Raw genomic sequence first — 13,293 nt, forward strand, 5'->3', positions numbered from 1 at the left:
CGGCCCGCCGCCCGCGCCCGCACCCTGCGCGCCGCCGGTGTCGAGCTCGACCCCCTGCGCCGCACCGCGACCCGTGACGGCCGCCCGCTGGACCTGTCGGTCAAGGAGTTCGCCCTCCTGGAGGCACTCCTCCGTGCCGCGCCGGGCTTCCTCAGCACCGAGGACCTCCTCGAACAGGTCTGGGACGAGCACGCCGACCCGTTCACCAACACGGTCACCGTCACCATCGGCCGCCTGCGCCGCAAGCTCGGCGGCCCCCCGATCATCACCACCACGCCTGGGGTGGGCTACCGCATCACCGGTCCGCCAGGTGCCGTCACGGGATGAGCAGGACCTTGCCCGTCGTCGCCCTGGACTCCAGGGCGGCGTGCGCGGCAGCGGCCTGCTCCAGCGGGAAGGACTGCACGGCCGGGACCAGCCTGCCCTCGGCCGTCTCCGCCAGCGCCCGCGCCTCGAACCGGGGCCGGTCCTCGGGGCGGCCGATCAGGATGAGCAGGGCGTTGGTCGCGGTGATGCCGCGCGCCCGGAGCGTCTCGGGGTCCGGCTGGAAGTCCTGCTTCGAGGCGGCTCCGATGGTGACGTACCGGCCGCCGTCGGCGATCAGCTCGAACGCGGCCCGCGCCTTGTCGCCTCCGACGCCGTCGAGGACGAGCGTGACCGCCCGGCCGCCCAGCTCCTCGGCGACGGCCTTGTGCCAGGACGGTTCGTCGTAGTCCACGGCCAGGTCCGCGCCGAGGTCGCGCACCGCAGCCACCTTGGCCGGGCCGCCCGCGGCTCCGACCACCGTCGCGCCGAGGTCGCGCAGGTACTGCACGGCCAGGCGGCCAATCCCGCCGGCCGCGGAGGTCACCAGGACGACGTCGCCGGCGACCGGCCGGGCCACGTCCAGCAACTGCAGGGTCGTGCTCCCGGTGACGACCATGGCGACGGCCGCCTCGTACCCGAGCCCGCTGGGCACGCGGTGCACGGAGCCCAGGTCGGCCACCGCCAGCTCCGCGTACCCGCCCGGCCTGCCCGCCGACGTCACGACGTCGCGCCCGGCCCAGGAGGGGTCCACCCCCTCGCCCACCAGGTCCACGGTGCCGGCCACCTCGCCGCCGAAGATCGCGGGCAGGTCGGGCAGCGGCGGCATGGCCACTCCCTCCAGGGCCGCCCGCATCATGGTCTCGACCAGGTGCACCCCGGCCGCCCTGACGGCGATCCGCACCTGCCCGGGGCCGGGCATGGGATCGGGGACGGTCTCGTAGCGGAGGTTCTCCGCGGGCCCGAAGGCGTGCAGGACGACGGCTCGCATGCTCGTAACTCCCTGAGGTCGTGGTCTGTGCGACCGTTCGAGCTTGCAACCTCAAGTTCGGTTGATGTCAATCGACGCCGGAGCGTAGGACGCCGATGACGGCGGTGGCCATCAGGTCCTCCGAGTGGGCCGTACGCGGGGCGAGCCCGGCACGGGCCATGATCCGGACGGCCCGTGGCGCCTGGCGTTCGCTGGTCTCGACGAGCAGATGGCCGCCCGGCGCGAGCCAGCGTGACGCGCCGGCGACCACGCGGCGGACGATGTCGAGGCCGTCCGCGCCGCCGTCGAGCGCCACCAGCGGCTCGTGTTCGCGGGCCTCCGGAGGGAGCAGGCCGATCGCCTCGGTGGGCACGTAGGGCGGGCTGGCCACCAGGACGTCCACCTGTCCTCGCAGTGTCGCGGGCAGCGGTTCGTACAGGTCGCCCTCGTACACCCGGCCGCCGGTGGCGGCGAGGTTGCGGCGGGCGCACCTCACGGCGGCGGGGTCGATGTCGACGGCGTGGACCTCGACCTGGTCGAGCGCCGCGGCGAGTGCGACGCCGAGCGCGCCCGACCCGCAGCACAGGTCCACCACGACGGCCCGCCGCCCCGCCGTCTGCCTCGCGAGCGCGGTCGCGTGGGCGACGAGGAACTCGGTGCGGCGGCGAGGCACGAAGACCCCGGGTTCGACGGCGATCCGCAGGCCGCAGAACTCGGCCCAGCCGAGGACGTGCTCCAGCGGAAGTCCCGCGGCCCGCCGCTCCACCATGTCGGCGAGGTCGGCGGGGGTGCGTGCCGCGGACAGCAGCAGCCGCGCCTCGTCCTCGGCGAACACGCAGCCCGCGGTCCTGAGCATGGTCACGATGACGGAACGTGACAGCGACGACGGTGACGGTGATGGTGATGGTGACGATGACATGGAGCGCCTTTCGGGATGCCCTGGGGCGCTCTCTCGATCACCTGTGCCGGGGAACGGCACGACCACGAGGCGAGAACACCCGGCCTGATCTGGCGGTAATGGGTCTCACCTCCTCGGTCGTCCCTTCTGGGGACGGCAACACTACCCGAGCCGGTCGCGGCCACGCAAAGCGGGCCGGACGGTGCCGATCAGTCCAGCAGTGCCGAGGGGTCGCGCTCGGGCGGCCCCGACGGCCACCAGTCGCCGTCATGTTCGGTGAACGGGTACCAGTTGCCGTCCCGCCCGTAGCGGAGCTGCGTCCGGCCCACCGTCCAGCGGTTGCGCCACTCCTCCACCTGGGGTGGGCGCTCGCCCTCCCAGCCGGCTTCCAGCATCGTCCGCGCTCTGGCCAGGTCCTGCCTGGGCGGCGTCCACGCCGACTCCAGGGCGTCCAGCCCGGCCGCGCCGCCGTACCGCCACGCCCGGACGGCGGGCGCCAGGCCCAGATCGAGGCCGTGGTCGGCGGCCAGCCGGACGCGGTCCTGGTATTCGGTCAGTACGGCCTGGCGCCCCGTGGCCAGCAGCTCGCGCGCCCGGGAGGCGGCCGAGGCGGCGAGCACCTCCAGCGCGATCACGTCCACGCCCGGAGCGGGCTCCAGGCGCGGTGGGATGAACGCCACGTCCAGCGGCGGCGGGCCGGGCAGCGGCGGCGCGCCGATGGCGAACGCCTCCGCGGCGGGCATCCCGGCAACCGTTCCAGGCCCTCCGGTAGGCGTTCCAGGCGTTCCAGGCGTTCGGGCGGGCGGGTGGCGCCGCTGCAGCGCCTCGACGAGGTCCCGCTGGTCGCGTCCACGCAGGAGCAGCAGCACGAACGGGTCGCCGTCGAGCAGCCATGACGCCTGGTAGCACAGGGCGGCGGCGTGCCGGCAGGGGTGTCCCCAGTCGGGGCAGGAGCATTCGGGTTCGAGGTCGCCGACGGCGGGCAGCAGCGGCACGCCGGCGTCCTCGGCCGCCCGCACCAGGTCGTGCGGCATGTCCCCGTCGAGCAGGGCGGCGATGTGGCCGGACTTGGCGGCGACCTGGTCCAGGAAGCGGTCCCAGTCGGCGTCGGCGAGCTGCTCCACGCGCACGACGGTGTCGAACTCGCTCTCGGTGACCGCGGCGATCCGGCCGGGGCTGACCGTGATGGGGCCGACCTGCCCGGTCTTGGCGTAGGCGCGGCCACCGCTCAGCAGGTGCCGGTCGAGGGAGGTGTCCTCCATGGCCTTGATCCAGGCGCGGCCCCACCAGGAGGTGGCGAAGCGGGCGCCCGCCCGCTGCCGGGGGAAGGCGGGGAATCCGCGGGCGGCGGTCCGGCCGGTCATCTCAGCTCCACGAGGTCGGCGAGCTCCGCGTCGGTCAGTTCGGTGAAGGCGGCCTCGCCGGAGGCGAGCACGGCCTCGGCCAGTGAGCGTTTGGCGGCGAGCATCTCGGCGATGCGGTCCTCGATCGTGCCCTCCGCGATCAGCCGGTGGACCTGGACGGGCCTGGTCTGCCCGATGCGGTGGGCGCGGTCGGTGGCCTGGTCCTCGACGGCGGGGTTCCACCAGCGGTCGTAGTGGATGACGTGGTCGGCCCTGGTGAGGTTCAGCCCGGTGCCCGCGGCCTTCAGCGACAGCAGGAAGACCGGCACGCGCCCGTCCTGGAACCGCTGGACCATCTCCTCGCGCCGGGCCACCGGCGTGCCGCCGTGCAGCAGCTGCGTGGCGACGCCCCGGCCGGTCAGGTGCCGTTCGAGCAGCCTGGCCATGGCGACGTACTGGGTGAACACCAGCACCGCGCCCTCCTCGGCGACGATGGTGTCGACCAGCTCGTCCAGCAGCTCCAGCTTGCCCGAACGGCCGGCCAGCCGCGGCGCGGCCTCGTGCAGGTAGTGCGCCGGGTGGTTGCAGACCTGCTTGAGCCCGGTCAACAGCTTGACGATCAGGCCGCGCCTGGCCATGCCGCGCGTGCTCTCGATCCGGGTCATGATCTCCCGGACGACGGCCTCGTACAGCGCCGCCTGCTCGGTGGTGAGCGGTACGGGCCGGTCGGTCTCGGTCTTGGGCGGCAGCTCGGGGGCGATGCCCGGGTCGGACTTGCGGCGGCGCAGCAGGAACGGCCCCACCAGCCGGGCGAGCCGCTCGGCCGCCGCGGTGTCGCCCGACTCGACCGGCCTGGCCCAGCGCGACCTGAACCTCCCCACCGGCCCCAGCAGGCCGGGCGTGGTCCAGTCGAGGATGGCCCACAGCTCCGACAGGTTGTTCTCGACCGGGGTGCCCGTCAGCGCGACGCGGGCGGCGGCGGGGATGTCGCGCAGCGCCCTGGCCGTACCGGAGGCGGGGTTCTTGACGTGCTGCGCCTCGTCGGCCACGAGCAGGCCCCACGGGTGCGCCCCGAGCCGGGCCGCGTCGAGCCGCATCGTGCCGTACGTCGTGAGCACGAACCCCTCTCCGGCCGGCTCGCGGGCGGCTCCGTGGTAACGGCGCACGGGGACGCCGGGGGCGAACCTGGTGATCTCCCGCTCCCAGTTGCCCAGCAGCGACGCCGGGCAGACGACGAGCGTCGGGCCGCCCCCGCCCCCGTGCCCGTCCGCGTTCCGGTGCAGGTGGAGGGCGATGAGGGTGATCGTCTTGCCCAGGCCCATGTCGTCGGCCAGGCAGGCGCCGAGCCCGAGCGAGGTCATCCCGGCCAGCCAGCGCAGTCCCCGTAGCTGGTAGTCGCGCAGGGTCGCGGCCAGCCCCCGCGGCGGGGGGATCTCCTCCGGCGCGGCGAGCCGGTCGCGCAGCTCGCGCAGCCAGTCACCCGGCTCCACCGGCACCTGCTCGCCCCCTACCTCGACGGTGCCGGTCAGCGCGGCGCCGAGCGCCGCCAGGCCGGTCATCGGCGTGAGCTCGCGCCGGCGGGCCTTGCGGGCGAGAGCCGGGTCGACGAGCACCCACTGGTCGCGCAGCCGTACGACGGGCCGGTGCGCCTCGGCGAGGCGGTCCATCTCGGCGGCGGTCAGCCGCTCGCCGCCGAGGGCCAGCTCCCAGTTGAAGCTGGTCAGGTGGTGGCCGCCGAGGAAGGACGGCAGGTCGGAGGGTGCGGCGTCACGCGCGCCGACGGCCAGCCGGGCGCTCAGGCCGCGCACCATCGAGCGGGGCCAGTGGACCTCCACCCCGGCGGCGGCCAGCTGTTCGGCGGCTCCGGCCAGCAGGTGCTCGACGTCGCCGTCGGACAGTGTGAGCTCGTCGGGTACGGCGCTGTCGAGCAGCCGTTCCAGCACCGGCCAGGCGCGGGCGGCGCGGCGGACCGCGATGGGGGCCTCGATCCTGGCACGCGGGCCGAACCCTTCAGGCCGTCCCTCCCACAGCTGTGTCGCGTCCACGACGAGTGACGGGTCGGCCAGGCTGTGCACCTGGACGACCGCGCGGAACTCCGAGGCCGCCGGGTCGTCGGCCTCCAGGCGGAGCGACACCCGTACCCCGGAGTCGAGCCCGGCCGAGACCTCGTCGGCCCAGCCGCGCAGGTGGGGCACCTTCACGGGCTTGACCGCCGCGAACGCGTGCGTTCCGGTGGCGCGCACGGCGCCGGGGGAGCGCGGCATCGCGTCGGCCACCGCGTCGAGGAACGCACGCACGTGACTCTCCGCCTCGGGCAGCAGCGCCCCTGCCGCATCAGCGCCGTCATGCGGCGTGCCGTCATGCGGCGTGCCGTCGAGGGGTACGGCGCGCGCCGTGGCGGGCATGGCGCCGGCCAGTTCCTTGACGCGCTGGACGTCGGCGGCGTCGAACGGCCCCGCCCGCCAGGAGTCGAGCCCGCCCGCAGACACGCCGGGAACGAGGCGCCCCCGGGCGACCAGCTGGAGGGCGACCAGCGCCACCGCGCCCCAGAACCGGGCGGCGGGGTGCGCGCCGTCGTCGCGACGGGCTCTGACCAGGGCGGCCACGGCCTCGGGGACGGGGATCCGCCTGGCCGGGACCTCGCAGGCACGGAGCCCTCCGTCGTGCCGCTCGACCACGGTGACCGTGGTGTCGCCGCCGGGGTCGAGGAAGGCCATCCGGCCGGCCCTGGGCGGGTCGCCCGGCTCGAAGACGACCGCCCGCCGCGTCAGATCGGTTGAGGAGCTCACGGCCGTACAGTGTACGGTACGGACGGGTGGTTCTTCGGCCGGATGGTCTCCCTGTTCGGCGGCCTGCCTATCCCTGGCAGGGGCAGGCCGGCCGGTTGGACGGTGTCGCATAATGGCGACATGCAGGAACAAGCCGCGCTGGGCGCGTACCTCCAGTCGCGCCGTGCCCGCCTGAGCCCGGAGGACGTGGGGCTGACCAGGTATGACGACCGCCGGCGCGTCCCGGGCCTGCGGCGTGAGGAGATCGCCCAGCTCGCCGGCGTCAGCGCCTCGTACTACACCCGCCTGGAGCAGGGCCAGTCGCTCAACGCCTCCGCCGAGGTGCTCGACGCGCTCGCCCGCGCGCTCCTCCTGGACCAGTACGAGCGCACCCACCTGCACGATCTGGCCCGCACGACCAAGAAGCGGAAGGCCGCGCAGCGCCCGGCCGCGGAGCGGGTCTCACCCGCGAGCCGCGACCTGCTGCGGGCCATGGGCGACGTGCCGGCCATCATCACCGGCCGCCGCTGCGACGTGCTGGCGTGGAACCGCATGGGACACGCCCTCTTCGCCGGGCACCTCGACTTCACCAGCCCCGACCGCCCCGCCGACCGGCCCAACACGGCCAAGCTCGTCTTCCTCGACCAGCACAACCGCGACCTGTTCGTGGACTGGAAGAGCAAGGCCAGAGCCATGACCGAGCACCTGCGCCTCGTCGCCGGCCGCCATCCCGAGGACAAGGCCCTCGCGGCCCTGATCGGCGAGCTGTCCATGAAGAGCCCGGAGTTCGCCGCCCTGTGGACCGAGCACCGCGTCCACCCCTGCGAGCTGGCCGTTTTCGAGCTGAGGCACCCGCTGGTGGGCACGCTGACCGTCACCCAGCAGACGCTCGGCTGGACCCTCAACCCCGACCACTCCCTCGTGGTCGTCACCACCGAGGCCGGCTCGCCGTCGGAGGCGGCCCTGCTCCTGCTCGCCCACCTCACGGCGAACGGCCGCTGAACCCGGCCGCTGAACCCCGCCGCCACGGCGAGCGCCCGCGGGCTAGGGTGAGAGTGTGATCACTCGCAGGGCTCTGGACCGCGCGGAGAGGCGACATGGCGGCCCGGCGAGGGCCGGGGATCCGAGCGCGTACATGGGCGCCGCCACGTGGGTGGGCGCGCCGCCGGAGCGGGTGTTCGGGCTGCTCACCGACTGGCCACGGCACCGCGAGTGGATGGTGCTGACCAGCGCCAGGCTCGCCGGGGAGGGCCGGGTGGAGGCGTTCACCGGTGTCGGGCCGTTCAGCTTCCTCGACACGATGACGATCACCCGCTGGGAGCCGCCCCGGCTGGTGCGGGTGCGCCACACGGGCAGGCTCGTCCGCGGCGAGGGCGTCTTCCGCGTCGAACCGCACCAGGGAGGCAGCCGGGTCATCTGGGCCGAACGGCTGGAGCTGCCGTTCGGCCCGCTCGGCCGGGCACTGTGGCCCCTGGCCCGCCCGATCGCCGGAGCGCTGGCCCGCCACTCGCTGCGGCGGCTGGCCAGGCTCCTGTCCTAGGCGGGACGCCCCGCTCGGCCGTCGATCGACGGCGCCGCGGGAGCGCGACGGGGGTTACCGGTGTTCAGCCGGGGCACCCGCCGCGACGATGACGATGCGCCGGGTCTGGTCGACGATCTCCCGCCGGTTCCGTTCGAACGTGGGGTCCGTGATCTCGGCCGTGTTGTCCGGTCCGAACAGGAGGACGGGCGTGTGCACGTGCCCGGCCGGGATGCGGGCGCGCACCGCGTCGCGCAGCAGCGTCGCGCGGTAGGCGATCTCGTTGGACAGGTAGTCGCCGCCGCCGCCCGCCCTGGCGGTCGAGCCCGGTGTCGGGCCGTCCGTCCGCTCGACCGGCGTGCCGCCACCAGCGGGGATCTCGGTGACCGTGGTCCGGTCCAGGACGGGGAAGGGGCCGACGCCGGCGGCCAGGATCGCCTTGTACGGCAGGGTCGTGGGCACGAACTGCGGCTGCGGCACGATCGTCGGGACGTTCGGTGGTACGGGGATCGTACCCGTCTCGCCGACCCACAGATTGTCGGGGCTGCCGCCGCGCCAGGCGCCGTTCCACCGTTCGAGGTCGAACTGGCCGGGGCGGCCCTGACTCACGGTGACGAGCAGATCGGCCTTGGCGGGCCCAGCGGTCAGATGCGGAAGCAACGTGGTCTCCACCGTCCCGGCCGTGAAGTCCGCCCATCGCACCGGGAACATCGCCGTCTCGATGCGGGCGGGCCCGGCCGCGGTGTTGACGGTCGTGCCGTCGAGCGCCAGGGCGTTCGCGCCGGCCGGGTTGCCGCGCCGGATCTCGAAGTCCAGCTGGAACGGATCGAAGCCGGTGACGACGACGCGCTTGATCCCGGTGCCGCCGGGGAAGCTGATGCTGTCCTGCCCTCTCGACGCGCGTTCGAGCCGGCCGAGCAGCGCGGCGCGATCGGCGTCGCCGAGGGGGAAGCCGGGGGTCCAGGCGCGCAACGCCTTGGTCATGCCCAGCCGTGCCCAGTAGAGCGGCCGGTCGTCGCCGCGGGGCAGGTCGCCGCCGTCCGGGCCGCGGCCCTGGGCGCGATCGACGGCGGCTTTCCACAGGGCCCGGCCGTGGTCGGTGACCAGGCGCTCGGCGTCGGCGAGACGCGTGACACCGCAGAGTGAGCTGCCCAACTGGGTGGCGAAGCGGTCGAAGCCGCTCCTGGCGAGGATCTTCTTCGGCACCTCGGAGGAGAGCCGCTGCTCCTCGACCGTCTTGGGGGCGTCGGCCGCGGAGCAGCCGTCGCCGACCGAGGCCGTACGGGCTGAGTGGGCCGGGTGGGCTGGTTGGGCGAGCGCCGGGGATGCCGGCACGAGTGTCGCCGTCATCGCCATGCCGAGGCAGGCGCCGTACAAGCCGGATAAGCGGGTCCGCGCAGCGGTCATCATTGCGTTTCCTTTCAAGTGACGATCATGTTCTGCCGCCCCCCACCCTAGGCCGCGGCTGCCGCGCTAACGTCGTTCAGGTGAGGGTGATGGTCACCGGTTCCGCCGGATTCATCGGAAGCCATGTGGTGGAGGCGTTCGAGCGGGCCGGACATGACGTCAAAGGGCTCGACACGGCCGGGCACGGCGCGGGACGCCGGGCGGCGGCGGACGTGCGGGACGACGCGGCCCTGGACCGGTTGCTGCCGGGTGTGGAGCTGGTCGTTCACCAGGCGGCCAAGGTGGGGCTCGGCGTCGACCTGGCCGACCTGCCCGGCTACGCCTCGGTCAACGTCTACGGCACGGCGGTGCTCCTCGCGGCGATGGCACGGCACGGCGTGGGGCGGCTCGTGCTGGCCTCCTCGATGGTGGTCTACGGCGAGGGCGCCTACGACTGCGCCGAGCACGGCCGGGTCCGGCCGGGCCCGCGCGCCGCCGAAGACCTCGAACGAGGGCTGTTCGAGCCCCGATGCCCGCACTGCGAGGCGGCGGTCCGCCCGGCCGTCATCGGCGAGGACGCCGGGCCCGACCCGCGCAACGCCTACGCGACGACCAAGCTCGCCCAGGAGCACCTGGCCGCCTGCTGGGCGCGGGAGACCGGGGGCACCGCGGTGGCGCTGCGCTACCACAACGTCTACGGCCCGCGCATGCCCAGGGACACCCCTTACTCCGGGGTGGCGGCGATCTTCCGGTCCGCTCTGGAGGCGGGCCGGGCGCCGAGGGTGTTCGAGGACGGCGGGCAGTTGCGTGACTTCGTGCACGTACGCGACGTCGCCGCCGCCAACCTGGCGGGAGCGCACGCGGGATCGCCCGGACGGCTGGCCGCCTACAACGTGGCCAGCGGCGTCCCGCACACCGTGGGCGAGCTGGCCGCCGCCCTCGCGGCCGAACGCGGCGGGCCCGAGCCGCTCGTGACGGGCGAGTACCGCCTGGGCGATGTGCGGCACATCATCGCCTCACCCGACCGGGCGCGCGCCGAGCTCGGCTTCCGCGCGACCGTCGGCTTCGAGGCCGGGATGAAGGACTTCGCCACCGCGCCACTACGGTGACCCCTGTCAGTGCCCCCGTCAGTGCCGCTGGCAGTGCCGCTTTCAGTGCCGCTGTCAGTGCCGCGTGAGAGCCCCGCCAGGCGGGGCGGGACCCTGGTCACGGTGTCTGTCGTCACGCCGCCAGGCTGAAGATGGTGCCGCCGGAGATGAGACGCGGGACGCCCAGCCCGGTACGGATGGTGGCCGGAGTGCCGCTTCTCGATTCGGTGCTCCCGTTGCCGAGCTGACCGGCGAAATTGGACCCCCATGTCGAGATGGTGTTGTCGCTCACCAGGGCCAGGCTGTGCAGGCCGCCCGCGTCGATCGCCCGCACGCCGGACAGGTTCGGCACGTCCACCGGCGTTTCGCTCTGGCCGCCGATGGATCCGATGCCGAGCTGGCCGGATCCATTGTCCCCCCAGGACTTGACCCGGCCGTTGCCCAGCAGGGCCAGGCTGTGCCCGAGGCCCCCTGAGAGCGCCCGGACACCGACGAGGTTCACCACGTCGACCGGCGTGCCGCTGTTTTCCGTGCCGCCGTTGCCGAGCTGGCCGAAGAAGTTCGCTCCCCAGGCCTTGACGCGGCCGTCCGCCAGCAGTGCCAGGCTGTGGCCGTTGCCCGCGGCGATGGCGACGACCCTGACTCCGCCCAGGCCGACGACGTCGACCGGCTCGTCCTGGACACCGCCGATGCTGCCGATGCCGAGCTGGCCGGCGGAGTTCGAGCCCCAGGCCTTGACCCGGCCGTCCGCCAGCAGTGCCAGGCTGTGCCCGCCCCCGGCGGTGATGGCCACGGCGCCCGACAGACCAGGGATGTCCACCGGGTTGGCGCGCAGCCCACCTGTGTTGCCGATGCCGAGCTGGCCTTCCGTGTTGGCCCCCCATGATCTGACGTGCCCGCTGCCGAGCAGGGCCAGGCTGAACCCGCTGCCCGCGGCGACCCTCACCACCCCGCTCAGGTTCGCGACGGCGCCGGCTGTGGGGTGGTCCACTAGGGTGCCGTCGCCGAGCGCTCCGCTCCCGTTGCTGCCCCAGGCCTCGACCTGGCCGTTGACCAGCAGGGCCAGGCTGTGCCCGCCGCCCGCGGAGATCGCGACGACACCGGCGTGGTTCAGCCCCGCGACGGTCACCGCCGTGTGCCGATCGGTCAACGTGGTGTCGCCGAGCTGCCCGACGTTGTTGCCTCCCCAGGACTTGACCCGGTTGAGGGTGTATCCGGCTGCGGACGCCGGCGACGCCTGCACCCCCAGTGTGAGCAGGAGCGGCAGGAGCGCCCCCAGGGCGGCTGTCCTGACTCTTCGCGGTCTCCATCGGAATGGGCGCATGCATGTCCCCCGTGTGTGCGGACGGATTTCAGCCGCCAGGGGCTCAGCAGAGTAAATCCCCAGGTCACGGCCTCGTCCTCGTTCTATCCCGGTGGCACGGGCTGGCTGGGGAACGACGCGCGTGGACTCCTTGCCTGATCGGTAACGCTTGTCCAAAGGCGACCGCGGCCGGTACGGCCATGGGTACGGGATGCAACCCCCCGCCAGGGGATGGAAGACGGGCCAGGCCAGGCCACCGTCGGCGTGCGGGGCGGCGGAGGCGGGGCCGCGTCAGCCGATCGGGATCAGCTCCGGGCCGATCAGCTCGCCCTGGTGCGGGTGCGGGTTGGACTGGTCGTGGTAGTAGTGCCCGGCGTACCAGACCACGACGTTGGCGCCGTTGATGCTCTCGCCGTTGAGGAACCGGTTGATCGCCGCGCGGTCGCGCGGGCCGGGGTTGCCGTCGTCGAGTTCGGCCGGGTGGTGGCGCAGGAACCACAGGTCGGACACGCCATAGGCGTCGGCGGTGCCGTCGTGCTGACCGGGGTGGATCTGCCAGCCGCGGCCGGAGGACTTGTCGCGTACCTGCCAGTAGCGGCCCGGCGCGCGCCGCCGCGAGGTCTCTCGGACGATCGGCACCGGCTCCGGCGCGATCGGCCCCTGGTCGACCTGTTCGACGACGTCGTTGGCGGCGCCCTCGACGTCGAAGTCGAGCCGCCAGTAGGCGTGGTGGCGGTGCACCATGCAGGTCATCGGGTTGCGGGTGGCGGCGAAGCCGAAGCGTGGCCGGATGACCCCGTTGTCGCCGAGCCGCCAGTCGCTGGCGTAGCGGTACCAGCCGGCCTGCAGCTCGCTGACGATGCGCAACTGCTCGCCGTCGTGGTGGAAGGCGACGCCCTGGAAGTTGCCCGCGTCGCTGCTCGGCCGTTCGAGGATGGTACGCGGCGCGCTGTCGCAGAGCCGCCAGCCCCAGCCGACCGGGTCCGTGCCGGTGGCGGAGAAACGGGTCTCGGCGCTGACGTCGTCGCGGAAGGTGGTGCCCTGCTCGTACTCGACGTTCAGGACGGGCAGGTGCGCCTGGCGCAGCACGATCCGGCCGCGGTAGCGCACGTTGCGCAGTTCCACGCCGCCGCCGACGCCGGGGCTCTGCGGCGCGGAGGCGCGCGGTCGCACGACGATCAGGCTCCACAGCTCGGTGGCGCCGCGCACGACCTTCACCTGCACCTGGTCGGGCCCGCCGCGGTCGGCGAGCGCCTCGACGCCGACCGGGACGCTGTCCTCGCAGTCGTGGTGCATGCGTACGTTGACCCCGGCCGGGGTCCAGTCGACGGCGCCGCGGGCGGCGTCCACGGCGACGACGCGGTGGCGTAACCCGGTCGGGTCGCTCGGGGTGTAGATGCCGAGCGTGGGGCGGCGCACGGTGGTGCCGTCGGGGTTCTCCAGGTCGGCCAGCGGCGGCATCGGCTGATAGACGACGACGTCGTCGCCGGAGGGGAAGTTCGGGTCGGCGCGCAGGACGGAGGCGGCCGCGGTCAGTTCGGCGGCGCTGGGCGGCGGGGTGAACGCGGTGGGCCGGACCTCGGCGCGTTCAGGCCGGTCGAGGGTGCCGCGCAGCTCGACGGCGCGGTTGCCGGCGGGGTCGAAGACGGTGGCGCGGAACGGCGCGTTGTCGCCGGGGTCGTGACCGAGCGCGGCGGCGTGCGGCACGACGAGCC

At 74.0% G+C, this 13,293-nt stretch carries 11 protein-coding genes; 4 read left to right on the forward strand and 7 right to left on the reverse strand.

Translation table 11 applies throughout. The annotated features are described in order from the left end of the window. A partial coding sequence (locus DQW85_RS36455) for a winged helix-turn-helix domain-containing protein (protein WP_162795666.1) occupies positions 1 to 327 on the forward strand: 327 nt, incomplete at its 5' end. Here DQW85_RS36455 and DQW85_RS36460 read toward each other — a convergent pair. The 4 genes from DQW85_RS36460 to DQW85_RS36475 all read right to left on the reverse strand — a co-directional run bounded on the left by DQW85_RS36460 (position 317) and on the right by DQW85_RS36475 (position 6,303). Beyond that, positions 317 to 1,294, reverse strand: coding sequence for a zinc-binding dehydrogenase (locus DQW85_RS36460; protein WP_113704299.1), 978 nt, complete (start codon positions 1,292 to 1,294; stop codon positions 317 to 319). The two genes, DQW85_RS36455 and DQW85_RS36460, sit on opposite strands and share 11 nt — an antisense overlap. Positions 1,295 to 1,361: 67 nt before the next feature. Next, complete coding sequence (locus DQW85_RS36465; RefSeq protein WP_113704300.1) at positions 1,362 to 2,192, reverse strand: putative protein N(5)-glutamine methyltransferase; 831 nt, start codon at positions 2,190 to 2,192, stop codon at positions 1,362 to 1,364. 188 nt (positions 2,193 to 2,380) lie between these two features. Further along, positions 2,381 to 3,535, reverse strand: a complete 1,155-nt coding sequence (locus DQW85_RS36470) for an SWIM zinc finger family protein (RefSeq protein WP_113704301.1) — start codon at positions 3,533 to 3,535, stop codon at positions 2,381 to 2,383. Then, a complete protein-coding gene (locus DQW85_RS36475; RefSeq protein WP_240197663.1) occupies positions 3,532 to 6,303 on the reverse strand; it encodes a DEAD/DEAH box helicase in 2,772 nt (923 codons plus the stop codon). Before DQW85_RS36475 ends, DQW85_RS36470 begins: the two co-directional genes overlap by 4 nt. 120 nt (positions 6,304 to 6,423) lie before the next feature. Here DQW85_RS36475 and DQW85_RS36480 point away from each other — a divergent pair, with 120 nt between their 5' ends. Together DQW85_RS36480 and DQW85_RS36485 are read left to right on the forward strand one after the other, a co-directional pair. Then, positions 6,424 to 7,284, forward strand: a complete 861-nt coding sequence (locus tag DQW85_RS36480) for a helix-turn-helix domain-containing protein (RefSeq protein WP_113704307.1) — start codon at positions 6,424 to 6,426, stop codon at positions 7,282 to 7,284. Positions 7,285 to 7,339: 55 nt separating this feature from the next. Beyond that, positions 7,340 to 7,822: an SRPBCC family protein gene (locus DQW85_RS36485; RefSeq protein WP_240197664.1), complete on the forward strand. Its 483-nt coding sequence runs from the start codon at positions 7,340 to 7,342 to the stop codon at positions 7,820 to 7,822. 54 nt (positions 7,823 to 7,876) lie between these two features. Here DQW85_RS36485 and DQW85_RS36490 read toward each other — a convergent pair whose 3' ends face one another. Then, entirely contained in the window at positions 7,877 to 9,211 is a 1,335-nt protein-coding gene (locus DQW85_RS36490; protein WP_240197665.1) for a pyroglutamyl-peptidase I, read from the reverse strand. Between the two features lie 86 nt (positions 9,212 to 9,297). On the opposite strand from DQW85_RS36490, the gene DQW85_RS36495 reads away from it, so the two are divergent. After that, positions 9,298 to 10,296 carry an NAD-dependent epimerase/dehydratase family protein gene (locus DQW85_RS36495; protein ID WP_113704303.1) on the forward strand — a complete coding sequence of 333 codons (999 nt, stop codon included), beginning with the start codon at positions 9,298 to 9,300 and terminating at the stop codon, positions 10,294 to 10,296. A gap of 112 nt (positions 10,297 to 10,408) precedes the next feature. Here the strand turns inward: DQW85_RS36495 and DQW85_RS36500 are convergent, their stop codons facing one another. Together DQW85_RS36500 and DQW85_RS36505 are read right to left on the reverse strand one after the other, a co-directional pair. Continuing rightward, positions 10,409 to 11,599: an RCC1 domain-containing protein gene (locus DQW85_RS36500; protein ID WP_113704304.1), complete on the reverse strand. Its 1,191-nt coding sequence runs from the start codon at positions 11,597 to 11,599 to the stop codon at positions 10,409 to 10,411. Between the two features lie 270 nt (positions 11,600 to 11,869). Then, on the reverse strand, positions 11,870 to 13,293 hold a 1,424-nt coding region (locus tag DQW85_RS36505; protein ID WP_162795668.1), incomplete at its 5' end, for a hypothetical protein.

The organism is Nonomuraea lactucae (genome assembly GCF_003313395.1).
Classification (GTDB): domain Bacteria; phylum Actinomycetota; class Actinomycetes; order Streptosporangiales; family Streptosporangiaceae; genus Nonomuraea; species Nonomuraea lactucae.